The 23,630-nt window shown below is 58.1% G+C and carries 20 protein-coding genes and 1 pseudogene; 12 read left to right on the forward strand and 9 right to left on the reverse strand.

The window, feature by feature from the left end; all coding sequences use genetic code 11:
• Window positions 1–39: 39 nt before the first annotated feature.
• Window positions 40–876, reverse strand: a complete 837-nt coding sequence (locus tag AB6803_RS03350; RefSeq protein WP_371107528.1) for a class III extradiol ring-cleavage dioxygenase — start codon at window positions 874–876, stop codon at window positions 40–42.
• A gap of 135 nt (window positions 877–1,011) precedes the next feature.
• Here AB6803_RS03350 and AB6803_RS03355 point away from each other — a divergent pair, with 135 nt between their 5' ends.
• Entirely contained in the window at window positions 1,012–1,935 is a 924-nt protein-coding gene (locus tag AB6803_RS03355) for a LysR family transcriptional regulator (protein WP_371107529.1), read from the forward strand.
• A 25-nt stretch (window positions 1,936–1,960) separates the two neighbouring features.
• Here the strand turns inward: AB6803_RS03355 and AB6803_RS03360 are convergent, their stop codons facing one another.
• The 3 genes from AB6803_RS03360 to AB6803_RS03370 form a co-directional block, all read right to left on the reverse strand.
• Window positions 1,961–2,266, reverse strand: coding sequence for a hypothetical protein (locus tag AB6803_RS03360; RefSeq protein ID WP_371107530.1), 306 nt, complete (start codon window positions 2,264–2,266; stop codon window positions 1,961–1,963).
• Window positions 2,267–2,599: 333 nt separating this feature from the next.
• Window positions 2,600–2,890, reverse strand: coding sequence for a type II toxin-antitoxin system RelE/ParE family toxin (locus AB6803_RS03365; RefSeq protein ID WP_371107531.1), 291 nt, complete (start codon window positions 2,888–2,890; stop codon window positions 2,600–2,602).
• A complete protein-coding gene (locus tag AB6803_RS03370; RefSeq protein ID WP_371107532.1) occupies window positions 2,887–3,132 on the reverse strand; it encodes a CopG family ribbon-helix-helix protein in 246 nt (81 codons plus the stop codon). Before AB6803_RS03370 ends, AB6803_RS03365 begins: the two co-directional genes overlap by 4 nt.
• Window positions 3,133–3,542: 410 nt before the next feature.
• On the opposite strand from AB6803_RS03370, the gene AB6803_RS03375 reads away from it, so the two are divergent.
• A complete protein-coding gene (locus AB6803_RS03375; RefSeq protein ID WP_371107533.1) occupies window positions 3,543–5,366 on the forward strand; it encodes an ABC transporter ATP-binding protein in 1,824 nt (607 codons plus the stop codon).
• A gap of 137 nt (window positions 5,367–5,503) precedes the next feature.
• On the opposite strand, the gene AB6803_RS03380 is transcribed toward AB6803_RS03375, so the two are convergent.
• Window positions 5,504–6,796, reverse strand: coding sequence for a glycoside hydrolase family 5 protein (locus AB6803_RS03380; RefSeq protein WP_371107704.1), 1,293 nt, complete (start codon window positions 6,794–6,796; stop codon window positions 5,504–5,506).
• Window positions 6,797–6,850: 54 nt separating this feature from the next.
• Here AB6803_RS03380 and AB6803_RS03385 point away from each other — a divergent pair.
• Window positions 6,851–6,997, forward strand: a pseudogene (locus AB6803_RS03385) (IS3 family transposase); the annotation flags it as partial.
• 58 nt (window positions 6,998–7,055) lie between these two features.
• On the opposite strand, the gene AB6803_RS03390 reads toward AB6803_RS03385, so the two are convergent.
• The 3 genes from AB6803_RS03390 to AB6803_RS03400 form a co-directional block, all read right to left on the reverse strand.
• Window positions 7,056–8,129, reverse strand: coding sequence for an acyltransferase family protein (locus tag AB6803_RS03390; protein ID WP_371107534.1), 1,074 nt, complete (start codon window positions 8,127–8,129; stop codon window positions 7,056–7,058).
• 34 nt (window positions 8,130–8,163) lie between these two features.
• Complete coding sequence (locus AB6803_RS03395; protein WP_371107535.1) at window positions 8,164–8,979, reverse strand: galactosyl transferase; 816 nt, start codon at window positions 8,977–8,979, stop codon at window positions 8,164–8,166.
• A gap of 97 nt (window positions 8,980–9,076) precedes the next feature.
• Complete coding sequence (locus AB6803_RS03400; protein ID WP_371107536.1) at window positions 9,077–10,567, reverse strand: lipopolysaccharide biosynthesis protein; 1,491 nt, start codon at window positions 10,565–10,567, stop codon at window positions 9,077–9,079.
• 528 nt (window positions 10,568–11,095) lie between these two features.
• On the opposite strand from AB6803_RS03400, the gene AB6803_RS03405 reads away from it, so the two are divergent.
• Window positions 11,096–12,580, forward strand: a complete 1,485-nt coding sequence (locus AB6803_RS03405; RefSeq protein WP_371107537.1) for a lipopolysaccharide biosynthesis protein — start codon at window positions 11,096–11,098, stop codon at window positions 12,578–12,580.
• Window positions 12,581–12,640: 60 nt separating this feature from the next.
• Entirely contained in the window at window positions 12,641–13,645 is a 1,005-nt protein-coding gene (locus tag AB6803_RS03410) for a polysaccharide pyruvyl transferase family protein (protein WP_371107538.1), read from the forward strand.
• 240 nt (window positions 13,646–13,885) lie between these two features.
• Here the strand turns inward: AB6803_RS03410 and AB6803_RS03415 are convergent, their stop codons facing one another.
• On the reverse strand, window positions 13,886–14,401 hold the full coding sequence (locus AB6803_RS03415) for a hypothetical protein (RefSeq protein WP_371107539.1): 516 nt from the start codon (window positions 14,399–14,401) through the stop codon (window positions 13,886–13,888).
• 374 nt (window positions 14,402–14,775) lie between these two features.
• Between AB6803_RS03415 and AB6803_RS03420 the strand changes: the two genes are divergently transcribed.
• From AB6803_RS03420 to AB6803_RS03450, 7 genes are all read left to right on the forward strand, one after another.
• Window positions 14,776–15,711, forward strand: a complete 936-nt coding sequence (locus AB6803_RS03420) for a LacI family DNA-binding transcriptional regulator (RefSeq protein ID WP_371107540.1) — start codon at window positions 14,776–14,778, stop codon at window positions 15,709–15,711.
• A 67-nt stretch (window positions 15,712–15,778) separates the two neighbouring features.
• Window positions 15,779–17,017 carry a sugar ABC transporter substrate-binding protein gene (locus AB6803_RS03425; RefSeq protein ID WP_371107541.1) on the forward strand — a complete coding sequence of 413 codons (1,239 nt, stop codon included), beginning with the start codon at window positions 15,779–15,781 and terminating at the stop codon, window positions 17,015–17,017.
• A 71-nt stretch (window positions 17,018–17,088) separates the two neighbouring features.
• Window positions 17,089–18,006 carry a carbohydrate ABC transporter permease gene (locus AB6803_RS03430; protein WP_371107542.1) on the forward strand — a complete coding sequence of 306 codons (918 nt, stop codon included), beginning with the start codon at window positions 17,089–17,091 and terminating at the stop codon, window positions 18,004–18,006.
• Window positions 18,003–18,881: a carbohydrate ABC transporter permease gene (locus AB6803_RS03435; RefSeq protein ID WP_371107543.1), complete on the forward strand. Its 879-nt coding sequence runs from the start codon at window positions 18,003–18,005 to the stop codon at window positions 18,879–18,881. The genes AB6803_RS03430 and AB6803_RS03435 overlap by 4 nt, the downstream gene beginning before the upstream one ends.
• Window positions 18,882–18,907: 26 nt before the next feature.
• Window positions 18,908–20,839, forward strand: coding sequence for a glycoside hydrolase family 127 protein (locus AB6803_RS03440; RefSeq protein WP_371107544.1), 1,932 nt, complete (start codon window positions 18,908–18,910; stop codon window positions 20,837–20,839).
• A gap of 1 nt (window position 20,840) precedes the next feature.
• Complete coding sequence (locus tag AB6803_RS03445) at window positions 20,841–21,914, forward strand: ABC transporter ATP-binding protein (protein ID WP_371107545.1); 1,074 nt, start codon at window positions 20,841–20,843, stop codon at window positions 21,912–21,914.
• 60 nt (window positions 21,915–21,974) lie between these two features.
• Entirely contained in the window at window positions 21,975–23,630 is a 1,656-nt protein-coding gene (locus tag AB6803_RS03450) for a GMC family oxidoreductase (RefSeq protein ID WP_371107546.1), read from the forward strand.

Genomic DNA, 23,630 nt, shown 5'->3' on the forward strand with positions numbered 1-23,630 from the left:
CTCCTGAGTAAGCATTGAGAGTGTCAAGCGGTGGCGGCTTCAGCGCGCGGCGGCTCCGGGCGGGTCGCCGAAGCGGAAGCTGGATGCGGTAAGCCCGCCCGCGAAGTCAGTCTGGTGATAGGTAACCGCGCCGGGTTCGTCCCGGGCAGCACCCACCGCCACCATCAGCGGGATGAGATGATCTTCCTGTGGATGAGCGGCACGGGCGAAGGGAGCTTTCTCCCATTCCAGCAGCCGCTCGGCACGCTCATGCGGCAAGGAGTGAACCAGCGTCTGCTGGAGCCAGGCGTCGAATTGGCGGGAGGGCTCATGGCCGTTGCTGCCCCGCATTTCCCGCAGGTTGTGATAGCTGAGGCCACTGCCGATGATCAGCACGCCCTCGTCACGCAGCGGCGCCAGAGCGCGCCCGGCCTCAAGATGCAGCGCCGGATCGTAGCTGGCATCCAGTGAGAGCTGAACGACCGGAATATTCTCATCCGGATAGAGCGGCTTCATGATGCTGAATGTACCGTGATCGAAGCCGCGGGCCGGATCAAGTCCGGCATCGAAACCGCGTGCCTGCAGAAGATCCTGCACGCGCTTTGCAAGCGCGGGCGAACCGGGGGCGTCATATTTGATCTGATAGAGGTACTCCGGGAAACCGTGATAGTCGTAGACCATGCCCGGCCTAACCCCGGATGAGATGGTGAAGCCCGGCTCCTCCCAATGACCCGAGACCACGAGGATCGCCTTGGGTGCGTTGTCGAGCTCCGCCCGCATCTCGATCAGCGATTGCTCGAGCCTGTCGAAATTACGGCGAAAGTCGTCGGTGATATACGGCCAGGGACCGCCGCCATGACTGACGAAATAGGTCGGAAGGCGGAGTTCGGTCGTCATAGTCTATCCTTGCGAAGCAGCGGGTGCAAAACCGATAGGAAGGTTTTTCCTTCTCGTCCGTCTAAACTGAGCCTTTCACCAAAGTTGATCAATGCGCCTTACATTGAAGGAACATTTCCTATATGTTGATGATCAATGGATACGTTAACGAGCCTGCGGGTCTTCTGCATGGTGGCGGAGCTTAAGAGCTTCACGGCTGCCGCGGATCGTCTTGGTCTCTCGCCGGCGATGGCGAGCAAGCATGTGATGCACCTGGAAAACCGCCTCGGAACCCGGCTGCTGAACCGAACCAGCCGCCACGTCAGCATCACCGAAACCGGCATGCTCTATTTCAATCAAGCCCGGCAAATGCTCGACGGGTTGGACGAAGTGGAAGCCGCCGTCAGCAACGTCACGGTCATGCCGCGCGGGATCTTGAAATTCAGCGCTCCCGTTTGGATTGCAAATACGCTCATAGCCCGCACGATTGCTGAGTATCATCAGCGCTATCCTGATGTGCGCTTCGACATGGATCTCAGCGGCCGGATCGTCAATCTCGTGGACGAAGGCTTCGATCTTGCCCTACGGGCGACGACACCCGAGCGGCTAGACCCCAGCCTTATCGCACGCCCATTGATGGAGGTCGGCTTTCATCTTGTGGGGGCTCCCGCCTATCTGTCGCGCACCGGCCGTCCGGTCGCACTGGCCGATCTCAATGGCCACTCGCTGCTGCTCTATAGCGGCATGAACGCGGACGGCAGCTTGGCATTCAAGGGGCCACAGGGGCCGGAGACGGTGAACTTCCGCCCCGTCATGCAAAGTGAAAACGAGATCATGCTGCATCTGGCGGCGCTTGAGGGCATGGGACTTGTCTTTCTGCCTGTATGGATGACGCAAACCGACATTGCCGAAGGCCGGCTGGAATTGGTCTTGCCCGATGCCGTCAAATTCAGCGCGACCCTCCACGCCGTTTATCCCAGCAGAAAGTACCTTTCCGCCAAGGTCCGCACCTTCATCGATTTCCTGGCTTCGCGCAAAAACCTCTGTTCATCGGCCAGCGACAATCAATCAGCCGGATAGCGGGAGAGAACAATATCCGAACGCTTCATCCCCTTCTTCGAAACAACTCGCCTTTGCCTTCGAGGCTTGGTTCCATCCCGGCCAGACGCACCATGTGCCACGCGAGCGCATGATTGCTCGATGTTACCGGCTTGCCGAGCGTCTTCTCGACATCCTCGGCAATTCGAGCAACACGCAGGCTTGTGCAGGATACGAAGACTGCGTCGCATTCGTCGGAGGCGCCAATATCGAGAATGGCGCGTTCGATCGATTCCGGTGTGATGCGCGCGACGATATTGTCATCAGCTTCGTTGAACGAACCCATGACCGGTATTTCCATGCCCCGTGCCATCAGCGAGGTGCGCAGCGAATGGTTGATGGCGAGAAGATATGGCGTCAGGAGCGATATTGCCGAACTCCACGGCGTCGAACGGTGAAAAAGATTGTATCAAGGGAGAAAAAATTGGCGAGGTGGATGCCGGACAACTCCTCAATGAGACTACTCGCACAGCGCGAATAAGCTCAACAGTCGAAAGTCGTTTTCAAGAGGCTGGAAGGGAGGCGGCAGGGATGGGAATCGGCGTCCGCCCCAAACATCCTTTTTAAATTTTTCATTCCCGCTGCGTGCGTATTCACAACGACATTGTCTCTATCGCCCACGTTGGCTCGGAGCCCGAGGCGAAACCTAAAGCACCGAGCGCCATCGCTGGTGAGCATGCATGACAGTGAGAATCTCTATGTCCTGCCCAACACGATAGGGGATGATATATGGTATATCTGCCAGCACCACTTCGCGCGTGCCATTAATGCGACCAACACGACCCGTCGCGGGAAAATCGACGAGCATATCTACCGCCGACACGATCCGCGCGACCACTCGCGCTGCGGCGTCTGGATTATCCTTCTGGATATGTGCACCGATCTCATCAAGCCGTCGGATCGCTCTCATCGTCCAGCGAATGCGCTTTCCGCTCATGATTGGCGAGCAGACTTGACGTATTTTCCGATGACTTTCGCTACCTCGTCATCGCTAGCGAATTCTCCCCGGTTGGCTTCAGCCAATCCGGCCTCGATTTCGGCAATTTGCCACTCTTCACGAGCGACGTAATCTTCGATGGCCTGGGCTGCCATATAAGAGCGAGAACGATCGAGCTTTTCCGCGATCTGGTCGAGCTTTCTAGCCGTTTCGTCCGAAACGCGCACGGTGAATGCAGTCATAACACTCAACCTCCCTTGGTTCACTATGATTGTCTACGAACCAATATGGATCGTCAAGGTTCAGCTCGACAAGAGTCCCGAGGAAGCATACGACCGCGCCGCTGTTGCAAGTATGCCGCATCTCAAAGCTTAGTCGAAAATTTCGCCGGATTTGACTTGGCCTGCGCGCCCAACCGATCTAGGGTTGAACATCATCAACACGGTTCGAGGGAGTTTTCGATGGCTATTTTTTCCGACTCCCCAGTGGCTTCCGCGAATATCGCCTGAAGCTGTCAGCGTTTTCCAACGCGACAGAACCTGATGGACTGGTGCTAACCCTCCCGTCGATCGTTCCTCACCAAACCATTTCGCGCGGTTTTGCGCGGAGATCCTTTTCCCTATGACGGAGCCGGCGAAAGCCGGATACATCAATGGCTCTTGGTTTCAAATCCCGCCGCGGCGGTGCCTTTCGTAGCGTTTTCCGTTTTTGCTGGGCTCACTGGAAGCAACAGCCGGGCCGCGCCTCCTTCATGTTGTTCACAGCGATGCTGTCTACATTTGCGGATGTGCTCACGCCCTTGTTCTCCGGCCGGCTGGTCGATGCCGTGGTGTCCGGCCATGCCGGCGACGCCGCAACGTGGAACAACGCCGTCAACGCATTTTGCTGGCTGATGGCACTGTCAGTCGGCGCCGTCATTCTGCGGCATGCCACGTTCACCGCCATCATTGGCTTCACGCTGAAGTCGATGTCGGAGATCGCGGCGAATTCCTTCTTCCATATTCAGCGCTTTTCGAGCGATTGGCACGCCAACAGTTTTGCCGGCTCCACCGTTCGCAAGGTGACGCGCGGCATGTGGGCGCTTGATCTACTCAACGACACCGTCTTCGTCGCGCTGTTCCCATCGCTGGTGATGCTCATCGGCTCGACCATTCTCATGACGTGGTACTGGCCGATGATGGGATTGCTGGTTGGCGCCGGATCCGTCCTTTTTATCGCTTTCACGGCGACGATGGCTCTGCGCTATGTGGCGCCGATGGCCAGCATGGCCAATAGCTGGGATACGCGCCTTGGCGGCGCGCTTGCCGATGCCGTGACCTGCAACGCCGTGGTCAAGGCCTTTGGCGCCGAGGACCGTGAGGACAAGCGTCTCGCCACAGTCATGCGCAAGTGGCGGGATCGCACCGCTCGCACCTGGACGCGGGGCACCCTGAACGGCACCTCGCAGAACGCGCTGCTCAGCCTGTTGCGTGGCTGCGTGCTTGGCCTTGCCCTTTGGCTCTGGGCCAACGGCAAGGCCAATGCGGGCGACATTACCTTCGTCCTGACTGCCTTTTTCATCCTTCAGGGCTATCTGCGTGAAATCGGCATGCATATCCGCAACCTACAGCGCTCGGTGAACGACATGGAGGAGCTTGTCACCATTCATGCGCAGCCTTTGGGCGTGGAGGACGTTCCCGGTGCGCCGGCTCTGCATGTGAAGGCCGGCATGATCACGTTCGATCATGTCACCTTCCACTATGGCAACCACCACGCCCCGCTCTACAAGGACTTCTCGGTCACCATCAAACCGGGCGAGCGGGTCGGTCTCGTCGGCCATTCGGGCTCCGGAAAGACGACCTTCATCAAGCTGATCCAGCGCCTGCATGACGTCAACCACGGCAGGGTCTCGATCGACGGACAGGATATTTCCAAGGTGGCGCAGACCTCTCTTCGCCGCCAGATCGCCATCGTGCAACAGGAACCGATCCTGTTTCACCGCTCGCTGGCGGAAAATATCGCCTATGCCAGGCCGACAGCCACGCAAGCGGAGATCAGGAGGGCTGCACAGCTTGCCAGCGCCCACGACTTCATCGAAGCGCTGCCAAAGGGCTATGCGACGCTTGTCGGCGAACGCGGCATCAAGCTTTCCGGCGGCGAACGGCAACGCATAGCCATCGCCCGCGCTTTCCTGGCCGATGCGCCGATCCTGATCCTTGACGAAGCGACTTCAAGCCTCGACTCGGAATCGGAAATGCTCATCCAGCAGGCAATGGAGCGGCTGATGGAGGGACGCACGACGCTCGTCGTCGCTCACCGACTGTCGACTGTGCGCGCGCTCGATCGACTGCTGGTCTTCGAGCACGGACATATTGCCGAGGAAGGCACCCATGCTAGCCTCATTCGGCGCGAAAGCGGGATCTATCGTGGGCTGTTCGAGCGCCAGGCGCTGGAGCTGACGAAGGGCATCGCGAGCGAAGGACTGATCGGCCAATAAGAGTCCAAAGGCAGTCCCCTCCCCGCAGAATTGGCTCGCCTCGGCAAGCGAGGCGACCACATCGCGCTGGTGATAGCTTGCCGCTTCCAAGACAATGCCTCTCGCCATACGGTAGAAAGGAGGGCACCAATTTTCAATTATTGCGATCCGGATGGCATCTTCTTGTGGCGACCCGAAGGCCCCAACAGAGCATCGACCACGTCTTGATGATACGTATTTCTGTCGAAACGGCTGTCGGCTGCCAGTTGCATGAGACCGGCGAAGGCCACCTTGGCCGGAGGTTTCTTGCCTTCCCCACGCAGATAAGCGGACAAGCGGCGGTAATCCGCTCCAGCCTTGATTTCGAGGGGGTTGCCCGCGCCAATCTTCTTTAGCGGCCACCACGCCCAGCCGATACCGTTCCTTTCCTGTAACGCGACAGCGCGCGCGTACCAGTCATTGTTATTCTCGCCGGATTCGCCGTTCCATAGCGGCATGTCGTATTGTTCCCGCAACTTCAGGAATGGTTCGATCGATTCTTGCGTCGTGGGTGTCCAGTATTTGTGAAAGCTCAGTGCCGTGTTGCTGTCGGCAACGGGCAATAGACCGGCGTAATTGTTGCCCCAGCAATTGCCCTCGATAATCAGCATATGATGGGTATCGATGGCACGTATTGCCCGGATGGTACGCTCGTAAAGGTCGCGCATTGGCTTGTTGCCGGTTTCGCGGCAGCCGCCTTTATCGTCCTTGTCTTGAAAACCCCAATTTGGTTCGTTGAGCAGATCGTAACCCGCAATCGCCGGTTCATCCTTGTAACGCCGCGCAATCTCGCTCCAGAGCGCGATCATTTTCGCCTGGTTCTCACGACTGTCCCAGAGGGAGGGCTTGCGCGGATCACGATCGGAAATAGCAATATCATGACCCTGCCCACCTGGGGCCGCGTGCAGGTCGAGAATCAGGAACATGTTGTTGGCTTTTACCCAGGCGATCAGTGCATCGACGCGCCGAAACCCCTCTTCGTTCCAGACGATCCGACCTGTGGTGGTGTCGAGGGACACATCCTTAATGAACAGGTTCCAGTGCATCGGCAGGCGCACGCTGTTGAAACCCCACCTGGCCATTGCGTCGATGTCGGCTTTCGTCACGGCATTGTCGCGCCAGGATTGATAGAATTGCTCGGTCTTTTTCTCACCAATGATCCGGGAAATGTGGCTGCGAATGATGTGTTGCGCCTTCAGATTGGACAGCCCCATCATATAGCCTTCCTGGACCATCCAACCTCCCAGACCCACGCCGCGCAGGATCAGGGGATTGCCTTGACCATCCACGATTTGCTGGTGGTCGGCACGGACAAATCCCTGCGCGTATGCGGACGGCGCAAGCGAGACCAAGCAAACGACAAGCAGTCTGGTTAGCCAGAGCGGAAAATGCCTCATGAAATTCCAGTCCATCGAAAGTTTGACACTGTATGGGCATGTTGTGCCTGATGACGGTGCGCCTGGCCGAAAACGGAGAGAACAGCACGGTAGATCTATCAGACGAGAGATGATGCCGGAGCGGATATGGTCGATCACATCGAGCGCTCCTACGACCCGAAGCGTCGCCACTCGACACTGAACTATCTCAGCCTCAATGACTTTGAAACCAACGTGGATCAGCTTGACCGCATATCTGAAAACCGTCAGCGGGCCAAACGTGGCAAGCTGCACGCTAAGAGCCAGCCGTGCTCGCGCGTACCTTTCTGGTCGCGTCTCTCCACGACAACACATATTTCATCAGAACAGTCGCTGCTTGCGCTGACAGAAAAGCTATCACTGAAATCAACGCGATATACAGGAGGATGTAAGCGACAGGTGAGATCTGTACGTTGCGGAGAAGGTGGCCATAGATTTCGGTAAAGCCTCGGTGGCACATGTAGATGGGATAGGACAAGTAACCGAGAAAAATGCAGGACCGCTGAAATCTAGAGGGGATTTCGAGCATCGTGCCTGCGAAAACGATGAGCGGAGAGATCAGGATGCAAAACGGCAGCGCGAATTTCAGCGAGTCAGTCGGCAGGAAAAGCAGTCCGAAAACCGCGGCAATGGGAAGGATGGCGAAATAGCTGGTAACGGTGCGTCCAATTCCGTGGAAACTTCTGAGCCTGTAAATGATCATTCCGATCGTGAACGAGAAGAAAACCCGAGCAAGGCCCCCGTCGACAGAGCGCCATTCCCAGCCAAGGTCGAGCGACTTATGCACGAAGACCGAGCAAAGGAGCATGATCAGCGAAGCCGCGGCGATGGCGGCGAGGTTTCGTGTTCTCAACCTGAACAAGACGAATGCAAATATGAGGTTTGCCAGCAGTTCCCAGAACAAGGACCAAGCAGGTCCGTTCAGCGGATATAACGGCCAAAGATCCGCTGCCGACCTCGTCATAAAGCTGGGTGAAGGCAGCATGAATGCGGTCGATATGAGGCTCGCCAGCAGATCGGTACGGCTGGCCCCAGAAGATGGCCAATGCGACAGCAATTGGACAAGGCCGTAGAAGCTGCCAATCAGGAAAAGCGGATAAAGCCGCAAATAGCGAGCTTTCATGAACGCCAGGACAGTCATGCCGCTTGCAAGCTTTTCGCCATAGGCTCTGGCAATTACAAATCCGCTGAGAACAAAGAAGAAGTCGACCGCGACATAGGCCGAGGGGGCATATGGTCTCTGCAAGTGGTAAACGACGACCGCGAACGCGGCCAAGCCGCGCATCGCATCCAGAGAGGCGTATCTGTGTCTTGTCTCATCAGCCGGCATTGGTCGATGTCTCGTTAAATGACTGGATGCGTATTTACCCGTTCGCCCTCGTGCCAAAGAACTGCTTTTGCAAGCCGTTATCGAGCAGGCGGACCCGTGAGAGATTGCGGAGCAGTCGGTGAGGGCGGCAAAGGACAAATGCGCTCAGGAAATGCGTCCTGAGCAGGCTGGGCGATTTGCTGTGAGCGCCGCTGTGTCCTACCCGATAGATCGCACCTCGAAAGGGCAATATTGCGAGCGGATTACCCGCCTCGGCAAGTGCCTTGCCAACGCGGACATGGCTGCCCATCATCGATTTCATGTGGTCGATATCGGCATCCTCGAACTTTGCGGGAAGGCGGTAAAGATCCGAACGCACGATCAAGGATGTACCGCAGAAATTTGCAAAGTCGTTTTGGTGCAGAAGCAAGCGGCCGCCGTCGCTCCAGATGTAACCTTTTTCGATTTTCCAGCCGTTTGCATCTGGATGCTTGGCGACAAAGGCGACAATATTCGCACTGACGAAGTCGTCGTCGTCGACAATCATAAAAAACCGCGTGTCACGAGCGGAGAGCATTCCGCTCATCACGCGACGACCTTTATCCAGACGGAATGCGTCATAGGCTTTTTCACGATCCGGACCATTCAGATCGTAAAGTTGATTTGGTGGAAAGGTAACCCTTTCGACCGAAAATTGCGGCGGCAGATCGGGGAGATCCGCCCCCTCGTTGGCGACGATAACGGCACGCCAATCGCTATTTGATTGGCCGGCGATCGACGCTATCGTCTGCGACAGCCTATTCTTCAAAGAAGGCCAATCGTTCGAATTTTCCTGGTGACGGACTGGGATGATGAATGTCATCAGCGTCATTGAGCTTCCTCTTCTTTGAGGGTCGGAATCGCAATCGCGGAAATTGTGGAAATGTCGGGAATCGCAGCCGCTTTCGGTCTGCGGTTCCTGATGGCAACTACTGCATTTTTACGCGGCGACCTTGCAGCGCCATTCGCATGAGGAAGAGGATCCTCTCCCTGCACAACAGGAATATGAGACTTGAGTATGTGATGCCGCCGACCAAGATCTCGATGACCAATCGCCACGCCGGCGGCCAGTCATGCAACACTGCCGACGCAGCCAACACAACCGCAAGCATGCCGAGATAGGCCGCCGTCGGTCTCAGGAACTGGACAAAATACTCTCCGATGCTCAAGCCGATCAGCCGTGAAACCATCCACAGCGTGATGGGCCACATCAGCAACACCTCGAGCATCAGCGCAAAGACAATGGTGGCAACACCATATTTATAGAGGAGGAGAACCGTCAGGATCGTGACGATATTGCGTACCAGCTGATAGTAGAACCACCAGTCCGATCGTCCCTGGCTTGTGATCAAAGACGACTGGACAACGCCGATGCTGCTCATCAGTCCAATGACGCAGAAGAAACGAACCGGCCAGACGGCGGCGGCCCAATGTGGCCCGAAGATCAGCGGGATGGCATCGCCCGCCACCGTTGCAAGTCCCATGAACGCCGGAAAGGAAATGAGCGAGCAGCCGAAGGTCGTCATCAGAAACGCGTCGCGGACTTTGTTCTGATCGTGCTGCAGGGAAGAGAGGAGAACGTGGGTCACCGAGGTCAAGCCGCCGGCGACAACGTTGTTGATCATTTCGAACAGCCGTCTCGCGAAATTATAGATGCCGAGTGCTGCCGGGCTAACCAGCGTCCCAATGATCAATTGATCCAGATTCATGGTCTGCAGGAATCGGTTCCCGGAAGCAAAGATACCGTAGTGCAGCAGTTCGCGAAGACTGCTGAGCTTGATCCGGACGCCGGGCAGCCAACGCGCGCCCCAGAAAGCTGCGACACAAGCTGCCGCCGGCGCAGCGATCTGCGCAATCGCCAAAGCCCATAAGCCGAAGCCGGCCAGTATCAGCGACAGACAGATGATGGCAGAAACGACGGTGGAAATCGCGGTGCGCGCCGCCGCCAAATGAAAGGACATCGTCCTTCCGATCAGGGCATTCGGAACAATGATCATCATGTCGAAGAAGATCTTCAATCCGATGATCATCAAGAGGCCGACGATTTCATCGTGACCCAGTGAATGGGCAAGCAGCGGAGACAATACGAACAACACTCCATAAAGAAGTGCCGCCGAAAAAAATGACAGCCAGAAAACCGTATCGAGATGGCTTCGCCTAATGGACTTCTGCTGGATCAGCGCTTCGCCAAAGGCGGTCGGCCCTAGACCCGCGGTAAAGCTCACGATGCTGAAAGCGAGCGCCACAAGGCCGAAATCCCGTGGCTGCAGAAACCGTGATGTGACGATGAAAACCAGGCCGTTGAGCACGGTGGGTATCAAGGTATCCAATGCCGACCAGAATGCCCCTCTCAGCGCCGCCCTCGATCGGTTTTCACTTAAATGTTCAAAGACGATATCGTCCGCTTGGGAAGCCAGCAATCACCTGCTCCATATCAGTCATTTCGCATATTCTGTGGCGCCAACGTCTCCCGACGTCAGCGAATTGCATAGTTGCCTGTCATCCGATGCGAACTGAAAGGCGCCGTCGATGCTCATCTAGGCCACGCTTCGAATTTGTCCAGCAAAAGACAGACATATATATTGCATTGCAGCATGACCTTGACCAAAAGGTGTCGCGGTCGAAGAAAATGCAGATGCGCGGTCGTCTCGCGCTCTCTTCTGTTTCCGGCATTTAGACCAAAGTTGAGTAGGGATTCCCCATGATTCCCAGGGCCCGGTTTTGCCGAGCCCACAGACACGGCCTAAAAACGACGAAGAAAAATTGACAAATAGAAACCCCGAACTAAGTCACGTTCAGACACTGGGGTCCATCATTCGTTCACGACTATCGTATGTTTTTGAACTGTTGTTGTTCTGGCCCGTAACCAATGGTTGCGGCGTCAAGGGATATTTCTGCGACTAAGAATGAGGCGATCGTGTCGCCGAGCTGTGGGATTTGAACATACTATGACCAGCATCACCGGGCGGCTCTTTAAGGGGAGCATGTGGTTGAGCCTATCGCGGGCGATTGTGAACGGGCTCGCGACGCTAAGCACCTTCGTACTGGCGCGGTACTTGGCGCCCTCCGATTTCGGTGTCGTCGCGTTAGGGATGACTATCCTGTTGATCGTCACCACCGTTACCGAATTTTCGCTTGCCGAGGCACTTATCCGACACGAAGCGCCCGAGGAATCGCATTTCAGCGCCGCCTGGACACTTAACGCCGCACGCGGACTGCTCCTCTGCCTTTTTTTTGCGGTCTGCGCCTATCCGGCGTCCAAACTGTTCGAAGAGCCGAGGCTGTTCGGCGTCATGTTTGCACTGGGCCTGAGCGTGCTAATGGGCGGTTTGACCAACCCGCGTCGGATCATGCTTCAGCGCGACTTGATCTTCTGGCAGGAGTTTGTCCTCAGCGTCTCACAAAAGTTCACGGGCTTCGTCGCTGCCGTGGCAATCGCGATAATCTATCACAGCTATTGGGCGCTGGTGATTGGGACGCTGGTAAGCCAGGCTACGAACGTCATCGTCTCCTATCTCGTGTTGCCGTTCTGGCCCAGGATCACTTTCCGGCATATGCGTGAGTTCTTTTCCTTCTCCGCGTGGCTGACGGCCGGCCAAATTGTCAGCACGCTCAACTGGCGATTTGATTATCTGCTGGTCGGCAAGATGCTCGGCGGGGGCGCGCTCGGCTACTATTCAGTCGGTAGCAATCTGGCTATGATGCCTACACGCGAAGCGACCGCGCCGCTCACCCAGACAATCTACCCCGCCTTCTCCAGCATTCGCGACGACCCCCCACGCCTTGCCGCCGCCTATCAGCGTGTGCAGGCGCTGGTCGCCGCGGTCGCACTTCCCGCCGGTATCGGGGTTGCGGTGGTAGCCGATCCGCTGGTCAGACTCGCACTCGGTGAGAAATGGGTGCCGATAGTCTTCATCATCCAGTCGCTCGCCGCAGTTTTCGCGCTCCAGACGTTGGGTTCGCTGGTACAGCCCCTTGGTATGGCAAAGGGTGAGACGCGCGTGCTGTTCATCCGCGACAGCCAGATGCTGTGTATCCGGGTTCCGATCATGATCGTCAGCCTGATTTTCTATGGACTTCCGGGGGTCATCATTGGCCGCGTGTTTACCGGATTGTTCAGCACATTTGTCAACATGATGCTGGTGCGGCGCTTCATTGGCGTCACGGTGTTGAAGCAGCTTTCGGTGAACCTGCGTGCGCTTATAAGCGTCGCCGTTATGGCGGCAGGGGTTTCTCTTGCTTCCAGCCATCTGGCCTACACAACGGACAAGGTCATGCTCTCGCTGCACTTGGTGATCCTGATTGTGCTCGGTGGCTTTCTGTACTGCGGATCAAGCTTGCTGCTCTGGATATCGATGCAGCGACCGGCCGGCCCCGAAACGGAGGTCCGGAATATCATCGGGAAGATCCTTCCGAAATTTCGTCTTGCTTGAAGAATGCGCCGCAAACTTCCAGTCGCGTAGTTTGCAATACCAGTAAAAGGGGAATGGGGAATGACGTCACAATCAAATCTGGTCCTGATCGCAAAATTGCAGGATATGATTCACGATTGCCTGAAGGACTACGTTTCTAAAGACGAGCCCGTGGCGATTCTTGACTTTCCTGATATCCGCAACTGCGGTGACTCGGCCATCTGGTTGGGGGAGATGGCCTATCTCAAGGATAGATACGGCAAGCGGCCAGCCTATGTTTCGCGGGTAGATGATTTCTCGCCCGATGATCTTGAACGTGTCATGCCGACGGGACCGATCTTCATCCATGGCGGCGGCAATTTCGGCGATATCTGGCCTGCGCATCAGGATTTCCGCGAGCGTGTGCTCGAGCGGTTTCCCAATCGTCAGGTCATCCAGTTTCCTCAGTCGATCCATTACAAGTCGCAGGCCCGCCTGGACGAGAGCGCGCGGATCATCGGACGTCACAAGAACTTCGTGTTGCTAGTCCGCGATGAGGAATCGAAAGAATTCGCTGAGAAGCACTTCGATTGCGTTGTGCGTCTCTGCCCGGACATGGCCTTCTCTATCGGAGCACTCCCACCTGCAGCGTCCGAATTCCCCGTACTTGGAATGCTGCGGACGGATCTCGAAAAGGCTGGCGACGCGGATCTGTCGGCCTTTTCCGACATTCCGATAGAAGACTGGACAACCGAATCCGCCAAGCGCGTGCGCCTTTCCAAGGCATTAGGCGCGGCGGGGGCGCTCCTGGCGCTCAAGCCCGCGGAGACGCGGCTACGCAAGCTCGATGCGGCTGCACACAACCGCTTCCAGCGCGGCATTCGGCAGATCTCACGCGGACGCGCGATCGTTACTGATCGCCTGCATGTGCACATTTGCTCGCTGCTGCTCGGACGACCACATGCTGTCCTCGACAACAGCTATGGCAAGATCCGGCGATTTATGGCGGCATTTTCTGGCGGAACCGACCTGTCCTACAAGGCGGAGTCGCTCGCCGACGGGATCGCCTGGGCGCGGCAGCAAGCCAGCCGAGGGGGAGCCCAATGATGTGGTCGGGAATGGAAACATGCATCTGGAGATGATGTTTGTCCGCTTACCGCTCCAGTGAACAGACATCGGGAGCGTGCGAATAATTGCACCGAGACAGATATTCCGACATGAGCCCGGAATGGTGGTTCGACACGCATGGTATCGACGTGTCCGATATGCGGTAGACGAGTATCAAGGGATGTCGCCTCCCGATGATCAGAGCGGGAGGCGATATTCAGCAATGATAGGATTGACGGCTCAGGGGGAAACGACGACCAGGGCTGCCGAACCGACTTGCGAGAAAGAAACCTCTCCCCTTCCCGGCTTCCAGAGAGCGGTTGTTGCTACTTCATTTCTGTCAAGATTTGACGGACGGCCAAGAAGTTCGATCAGCGCATCCAACAATCCACCGGCGACTTTGACCGAATAAGAACATGCTTTGTGAGCATTAGCACCTTGCGCTATCCAAAACAAAATCGACTCATCATTTTCCGCAGAGTTTTTTCGCCAACCAACGACATCGACTGACCCGCCATTGTACGACATGAAACTTTGTCGCCATTCAATATTGCCGGGGTCCGTCGCAGGTATAGCTTCCCAGCCAAGCTGATCGCCTTTCGCAGTGACCTCAGCGATGGTCTCAGAATTGCAAACCTCCAGCAGACGCGTCGGTGATAGTGTTTGAGGTGCAGCAATGGCAAATCCGACGGCGGCTAGCGTGCTGACCACCCATGCCGACACCCCAACAAAGCCTCGCCAGTATTTTAAGTTCATCACCGAGTCTCCATGGCCTGCAATCGGAAGAAGAAAAGTAGGTCATGATCAAGCGCGCACAAGCTCTTATAGTAGGAATTGGCCCTGGGTCAGTCTGCAGCAAGATTCCTGACCATTGCCCCCATCATGCAGCAATCACATCTGACTGATATCCCAAGAACTGCAACACGAACTCAGCTGTGTTGCCTACCTCCATGAAGCTCAACCCTGATTGCACCGCACAATCAAAAAATCTTGAGAAAAGCTTTTCTCATCTTGACTCTCGATATGAGAAAAGCTTTTCTCACTGCAAATAATTCGGGAGAGGACATCTGGAAAATCAGCGTGGCAGAAGCGGGCGGACGACGATCCACGACGTTGCCGCCGCCGCGGGTGTGAGCATTTCGACGGCATCGAAGGCGTTGAACAATACCGGTCGAATGGGCGAGGAGACCCGTGAGCGGGTCAAGCGGGTCGCCACCGAAATCGGGTTTCGGCCAAATGCCTTGGCCAAGGGTCTGCTCAGCAACCGCAGCTTCACCATCGGTCTTCTGACCAACGATACCTATGGCCGTTTTACCCTCCCGGTGATGGCAGGCATTACGGAAGCTCTCGTGGATCACGGGGTCTCGGTGTTTCTCTGCACGATCGAAGACGATCCTGCGCTCGGAAAGGTTCATGTGGACGCCATGCTCGACAAACACGTCGATGGCATCATCGCCTCGGGAAAAAGGATCGACCGCCGGCTGCCGGTGGATCTGTCCAACCTGCCCGTGCCGGTCGTCTACGCTTTCACTGAGGGAACGGCCGACAGCGTTACCTTCTGCGCTGACGATTTTCAGGGGGCGACGCTCGCCGTCGAGCGGCTGATTGGCCTCGGCCGCAAACGGATCGCCCACATCACCGGGCCGGACAGTTTCGTCTCGGTGCGCGAGCGCGCCAGGGCCTATCGGGATCTCACCGGCGATGCTTTGCCGGTGATGTATGGCGAATGGTCCGAAGCCTGGGGACATGAGGCCGTAGCCAGGATGTGGAGTGTGTCCGGATCGAAGCCGGATGGCATCTTTTGCGGCAACGATCAGATCGCGCGGGCGGTCGTGGATGCGCTGCGCGAGCGTGGCGTACGGGTGCCGGAGGATGTGTCCGTGGTCGGTTTCGACAATTGGGAGATTGTCGCTGCTCAAACCCGACCGCCGCTGACGACGGTGGATATGAATCTCAAGGCGCTCGGGCGGGAAGCCGGGCTGACGGTTCTGGCGCTGGCGGAGGGACGCGCCGTCGAACCGGGGATCAGGACATTGCCGTGCGAACTGATCGTGCGGCAGTCATGAGGGTAAACCTCGAGAATTGACTGGTTGAGGAAAAGGGCGGGAGAAACGCCCATGGGAGGAGAGAAACATGATGAAGCGACTTCTGGCCGCGACGGGCCTCATATCCTTATGCTTGATGACAAGTGCATCTGCCGCCGAAAACATCTCGATGTGGGTGCGGTCCGGCATCGGCGATTCCTTCAAGAAGGTCGTCGAGGCGTATAATGCCGGCCACGACGACAAGGTCACCCTCACCGAAGTGCCCTTCTCCGAGCTCGTGCAGAAATATGCGACCGCGATCGCCGGCGGCCAGGCACCCGACGCGCTGTCGATGGACCTGATCTACACGCCGGCCTTTGCCGCAGCGGGCCAGCTCGAAGATCTGACGGACTGGGCGAAGGCCCTGCCCTATTTCAACTCGCTCTCGCCATCGCATGTGAAGCTCGGCACCTATGACGGCCATGTTTACGGCCTGCCGCTTTCGGTCGAGACCTCGGTCTTCGCCTGGAACAAGGACCTCTACAAGAAGGCCGGCCTCGACCCGGACAAGGCGCCGACGACCTGGGACGAGATCGAGAAGAATGCCGAAAAGATCCAGGCGCTTGGCGGCGACACCTACGGCTTCTATTTCTCCGGCGGCGGTTGCGGCGGCTGCATGATCTTCACCTTCACGCCACTCGTCTGGGGCGCCGGTGCCGACATTCTTTCGGCTGATGGTAAGACGGCGACGCTGGATACGCCGCAGATGCGCAAGGCGGTCGATATCTACCGCAGCATGGTCAAGAAAGATCTGGTTCCGGCGGGCGCCGCCAGCGATACCGGCGCCAACTTCCTCAGCATCAGCAACGGTCGAATCGGCCAGCAAACCATCGGTGCCTTCTCGATCGGCACACTGATCACGCAATATCCCGATATCCATTTCGGCGTGACCCTGATCCCCGGCGTCGACGGTAACCCGTCCTCCTTTGCCGGCGGCGATAATTTCGTCATCTCCAAGGGCACGAAGAAGCTCGATGCGGTGAAGAAATTCCTCGAATACACCTATTCGCTGGAAGGTCAGAAGATCATGGCGAAATATGGCAGCCTGCCGACGCGCGGCGATATTGCCGATCAGGTGCTTCAGGGCCTTGATCCGCGCATGCAGGTGGGGCTGAAAGCTATCTCCGTTGCGAAGACGCCCTATACGCTGCAGTTCAACGATCTGATCAACAGCGCCAACGGGCCATGGGCCGGCTTCACCAATGCCGCGATCTTCGGCAACGATGTCGACACTGCCTTCTCTAACGCGCAGTCGGAAATGCAGTCGATCATCGACAACGCCCAGTAACAAAAATCGCTCGACCAACCGGGAGGCTTAAAGTCTCCCGGTCCTTCCCATCGGAACATCAGGAGCATTCCATGGCGAGCCCTGGAGCTATTGGAGCAGTGCGGCGGCGCACACGGCGGCGAAGTGCCAACTGGCACGGATTTCTTTACATCGCGCCGGCCATGGCGCTCGTCATCGTCTTTTTCGTCGTACCCGTTCTCTTCACCGGCTGGATGAGCCTGCATAACTGGCCATTGCTCGGCAATCCGCGCTGGATCGGCTTCAGTAACTACACGAGGATGCTGTCAGATATCCGCTTCATGGCGGCCTTGCGTTTCACCGCGTACTATACGGTGATCGTCACTATCGCCATCTTCGCCATCGCCTTTCCCCTGGCGCTCTACGTCGAAAAGCAGCGGCCTTTTGTCGGTTTCTATCGCACAATCATCTTCCTGCCCGTCGTTGTCGGTCTCGCGACCGCCTCGCTGCTCTGGGTCTGGCTTGCCAATGTCGATAGCGGCTTTTTCTCACCAGTGGCGCAGGCGCTCGGCTTGGTCGACAAGAAGCCGAACCTGCTTGCCGATTTCGACATGGCCTTTGCCACCATCGTCGTCATGGTGGTCTGGAAGATCGCCGGCTTCACCATGATCATCCTGCTGACCGGCCTGCAGGCGATCCCATCCGAATTGACGGAAGCGGCTCGGATCGATGGCGCCAGGCGCTGGCAGCGCTTCCGTTTCCTGACCCTGCCGCTGATGCGCCGCACAATCGCGCTCGCCTTGATCATCTCGGTCACCGGCTCCGTGCTCGCCTTCGACCAGTTCTACATCATGACCAGCGGCGGCCCGCAGAACCGCATGATCTCGGTGGTTTATTACATCTTCAACCAGTCCTTCGTGTCCTTCAATCTCGGCTATGGCGCGGCGCTGTCGATCGTCCTCCTCGTCATTCTCGTGCTCATCAGCATCGTCCAGCTCTGGCTGCTGCGCGTTGGGGAGGATCGTCCATGACCGTCAAGAACTTCACACCCGCAAAAGAGCGACGGGCGCGCCGGAAATTGTTGAGCGGCATCGGCTATCACGGCGTCGGCGTCATCATCGTCATCTTCTTCTTCGCGCCTTTTGCGATCGCCCTGCTCTCCTCCTTCCGGCACGGCACGGAGGCGAGCCTGCCGCCATTGCCGCCATGGCCGACAACCGGCTTCAGCCTCGACGCCTATCGTTCCCTCGATGGTTTCGGCGCCGGCGTCCTGCAGCACACTTTGAATTCGCTCTTCGTCTCGGTGGCGACGGTCGTTCTCACCGTCACGGTCAGCCTGCTCGCCGGCTACGGCTTCTCGCGCTACCAGTTTCCGTTCAAGAACGTCTTCTTCGTCCTGATCATCGCGACACTGATGATCCCCTTCCAGTCGATCCTGACGCCGCTTTTCATCATGCTGGCGAAGCTCGGGCTCAACAATTCGCTCATCGGGCTGACGCTCGTCTATGTCACCCTGCAACTGCCCTTCTCGGTCTTCATGATGCGTAACGCCTTCGATGCCGTGCCGAAGGAAATTGAGGAGGCCGCGCGCATCGACGGGGCGCGGGACCTGAAGCTGCTCTTCCGCGTGCTGCTACCTCTGGTACTGCCCGGCGTGGCGACCGTTGCGATCTTCGCCTTTCTCAACGCCTGGAACGAATTCCTAGCGGCGCTGATCCTGCTCTCCAGCAGCGAGAAATTCACCCTGCCGGTGCTGATGATCGCCGTCAGGACCGGGCGGCTCGGCGCGGTCAACTGGGGCGCGGTCCAGGCCGGTATCGCCGTCATGACCATCCCCTGCGTCATCGTCTTCCTGCTTCTGCAACGCTACTACATGCGCGGCCTGATGGCCGGCGCGGTGAAATAGATACTCTAACGAAACGGATTAACGCTATGTCAAACAAGCAAAATCGCCAATTCCGTCCGCTGCCCGTTCCGAATGTCGAACTGCACGGCCTTTTCGGCGCTCGCCAGGACGCGATCTGCAATTCGACAGCGGCAACCCTGCTCGACCGCTGCGTCGAGGCCGGTATGATCCAGGCGATCGACGTCGAACGGCCAAGCCCCGGCATCGTCATTCCGCTGCAGACATGGTCGGGCTCGACGCAGATGTTCTGGGACAGCGACCTCGGCAAGTCGATCGAGACCATCGCCTACTCGCTCTATCGTCGCCCCAACCCGGAGTTAGAGGCCCGCGCCGACGCCATCATCGACATGTACGGCAAGATGCAGGACAAGGATGGTTATCTGAACGCCTGGTTCCAGCGTGTCCAGCCAGGCCGCCGCTGGACCAATCTTCGCGACCATCACGAGCTCTATTGCGCCGGCCATCTAATCGAGGCTGCCGTCGCCTACTACCAGGCAACGGGAAAGCGCAAGCTGCTGGATATCATGAGCCGCTTCGCCGATTACATGATCACGGTTTTCGGCCATGGCGAGGGCCAACTGCCGGGCTATTGCGGCCATGAGGAAGTGGAGCTGGCGCTGGTCAAGCTCGCCCGCGTCACCGGCGAGAAGAAATATCTCGACCTTGCCAAATACTTCGTCGATGAGCGTGGGCAGGAGCCGCATTTCTTTACCGACGAGGCGCTGCGCGATGGCCGCGACCCGGCGAAATTCGTACAGAAGACCTATGAATACAATCAGGCGCATCAGCCGGTGCGTGAGCAGATCAAGGTTGTGGGACATGCGGTGCGTGCCATGTATCTCTATTCCGGCATGGCCGATATCGCGACCGAATATAACGACGACAGCCTGACCTCAGCGCTGGAAACGCTGTGGGACGACCTGACCACCAAGCAGATGTATGTCACAGGCGGCATCGGGCCGGCCGCATCCAATGAAGGTTTCACAGACTATTACGACCTGCCGAACGAAAGCGCCTATGCCGAGACCTGCGCCTCGGTCGGGCTGGTCTTCTGGGCAAACCGGATGCTCGGCCGTGGTCCGAACCGGCGTTATGCCGATATCATGGAACAGGCGCTCTACAACGGCGCCATGGCCGGGCTGTCGCTCGACGGCAAGACATTCTTCTATGAAAACCCGCTGGAAAGCGGCGGCAAGCATCACCGCTGGACATGGCATCATTGCCCCTGCTGCCCGCCGAACATCGCTCGCCTGCTCGCCTCGATCGGCTCCTACATGTATGCCGCTGCCGACAACGAAATTGCCGTGCATCTCTACGGCGAAAGCAAAGCCCGCGTTCCGCTTGCAAGCGGCGTAACCGTCGAACTTGCTCAGGAGACGCGTTACCCTTGGGATGGCGCTATCCGCTTCGAGGTACATCCCGACCGCAACGCCCGCTTCGCGCTCTCGCTGCGCATTCCCGAATGGGCCGACGGCGCGACTCTGGCCGTCAATGGCGCACCCATCGACCTCTCCGCTGTTACCATCGACGGCTATGCGCGCATCGAGCGCGACTGGCAGGCTGGCGACAGGGTCGATCTCAATATTCCGCTGATTCCACGCACCCTGTTTGCCAATCCCAAGGTGCGCCAGGATGCCGGCCGCGCGGCACTGATGCGCGGACCACTGGTCTATTGCGTCGAAACAACCGACAACGGCGCGGATCTCAACGGCATCTCGCTTGCCGGCGATCCAGCGGCTGCTCAGACAGCGGAGATTGCTGCGCTGGAAGGCGCAGTGGCGCTCGACATTCCGGTAACACGCGACGATGCGGACTGGGGAGCAGACCTCTACCGGACAGCGCCGCCCCAAAGCCGGTCCACCACGGCGCGTTTTGTTCCCTATCATCTCTGGGACAACCGCGAGCCGGGCGAGATGCTGGTCTGGATCCGTGCCGACCAGTTGCAACGCGGAGCCTGACATGGCGAAGAACAGCATGATGCTGACTGGGGTCCGCAAGAGCTACGGCGGGCTGGAGGTCATTCACGGCATCGATCTCGAAGTCGAAGAAGGTCAATTCGTCGTCTTTGTCGGCCCCTCCGGCTGCGGCAAGTCGACCTTGCTGCGGATGATTGCCGGGCTCGAAGAAGTGACGGATGGCGAGATCGCCATCAAGGGCCGGGATGTCACCGATCTCGACCCGTCCGAGCGCGGCATCGCCATGGTCTTCCAGTCCTATGCGCTCTATCCGCATATGAGCGTGCGCGACAATCTCGGTTTCGGGCTGAAGATGGCCCGAACCGAGACAGCCGAGATCGAGGCGCGCGTCAAGGCTGCCTCGGCGATCCTCAAGATCGATCATCTGCTGGACCGCCGTCCGGGCCAGCTTTCCGGTGGTCAGCGCCAGCGCGTCGCCATCGGCCGGGCGATCGTGCGCAAGCCGGACGTCTTCCTGTTTGACGAGCCGCTATCCAACCTCGACGCGGAGCTGCGGGTCTCGATGCGTATCGAAATTGCCCGGCTCCACCGCGAGCTCGGCAACACGATGATCTATGTAACGCACGACCAGACTGAGGCGATGACGCTTGCCGACAAGATCGTCGTGCTCAAGGACGGCAAGATCGAGCAGGTCGGCAGCCCGCGCGAGGTCTACGAGGATCCGGCCAACATCTTCGTTGCCGGCTTTATCGGTTCGCCGCGCATGAACATGATCGCAGCCGAATGGGGCTCCGATGGCCTTGCAAAAATCGCGGGTGGCGCGATCAAGACCGATCTATCGCAAGCCAGCCTCGCGTCCGGCGAAAAGCTAATGCTGGGGATGCGTCCGGAGCATCTGGTCGTCGTATCGGATGGTGATGATACCGTGCGGGTAAAGGTCGATTTCGACGAATATCTCGGCGGCACACGCTATCTTTATTGCCAGACGGAGGACGGCCAGAGCCTGATCGCCGAATATCGCGAGGGTCCGGACATCCAGCGCGGCGACACGCTTCATCTGCGCTGCGCGCCCGAGCGACGTCGCTATTTCGACGGACAGGGAAATCGGCTGCGCTGATGCGCTGCTCTGTCAAAGTGACGCGGCCTAATCGTTTGACCAATAATGAAAATTATGGCGATGTTCGCCCCGTCAGATCGGATCAAGGGGGGAGTTTTGGTGGCGAAGACGTATGATTTCATTATCGCCGGCGGCGGCTCGGCGGCGTGCGTCGCGGCCATGCGGCTGGTGCGGAATTTCGGCTTTTCCGTGCTCATCATCGAACGCGGGCCGCGCAAAACAGCGAAGCTGATGGCTTTCCCCGCCGGCTATATGAAATACCTTGCCCGCGACGACTTCCTCGAAATGCACCATACGGTTTCGCAGCCGCAGCTTGGTGGTCGCGGCCCCATTGTTCCGGTCGCCAAGGCACTTGGTGGCGGCAGTGCCGTCAACGCTATGGTCTATATGCGTGGCCAGAGAGAGGATTACGACGGCTGGGCCACCCATCTCGGCAACGGGATGGAATGGTCCTACGAGGACATGCTGCCGCACTTCAAGGGCATCGAAGCAAATACGCGCTTCAACAATGAGTATCACGGCATTTCCGGCAATCTGCGGATATCGGAACCACAGCACACCTGCGATACCACACAGGATTTCCTGCTGGCAGCTCAAGGGCTCGGCCATGCCTACAATCCAGACTTTAACGGCGTCCGACAAAACGGCGTCGGCATCATGCAGCACACCTACGGCGAATGGAACGGCAAGACCGAGCGCTCTGACGCCAAGAAGGCCTTCCTCGATCCGCTCGATGGAGATCCACGCCTGGATATCATCACCGACGCCCGCGTCGATCGCATCGTTATCGAAAACGGCCGCGCGACAGGTGTTACTTATACACGAAATGGCGAAAGCCACATGGTTCGGGCGGAGCGTGAAATCCTTGTCGCCTCGGGCACCTATAACAGCGCCAAGCTGATGATGCTCTCCGGCATCGGTCCGGCCGACCATCTTCGCGAGCACGGTATTGCGGTCGCCCTCGATCTCCCCGGCGTCGGCGCCAATCTGCAGGATCATCATGAAGTCCCCGTCATCGCCACGACGAAGGGAAAGTCTGGCTATTTTGGCGAGGACAAGGGTTGGCCGATGCTGCGCAACGGGCTGCAATACCTGCTCTTCAACTCCGGCCCTGTAACAACAACCGGCATCGAGTCCTGCCTGTTCTACGACCCGGACGGAAGCGAGCGGCCGACGATCCAGCTCTATTGCGCCCCGATCGTCTATCTCGACCGTGACGTCTCCTCCGCCAAGCCGACCCACGGCGTCACCTTCACCTCCTGCCTACTACGCCCGAAGGCGCGCGGCAGCGTCAAGCTGCGTTCGGCCAATCCAGCCGATCAGCCCCTGGTCGACTGCAACTTCTTCGGCGACCCCGACGATCTGCGCCTAACGCTCGCCTCGCTGAAGGTCGCGCGGCAATTGCTGGAGACGGAACCCTTCAAATCGAAAATTGCCGACGAGATCCTTCCCGGCCGGGCGCTTCAGGACGACGGAACTCTGGCCAAATTCGCCGGCCAGACGGTCAAGACGAATTACCATCCGTCCGGCAGCCTGCGCATGGGACCGGACAGCGATCCGATGTCCGTGGTCGACGGAACGCTACGCGTGCGCGGCATCGATGGATTGAGGGTGATCGACTGCTCGATCATCCCGTTCATCCCCTCGGGCAATACCAATGCCCCGGCCATGGCAATCGGCTCGAAGGCGGCGGAGATGATCGGGAAAGATTATTGA

The organism is Rhizobium sp. RCC_161_2 (assembly GCF_041355235.1).
Lineage (GTDB): Bacteria > Pseudomonadota > Alphaproteobacteria > Rhizobiales > Rhizobiaceae > Rhizobium.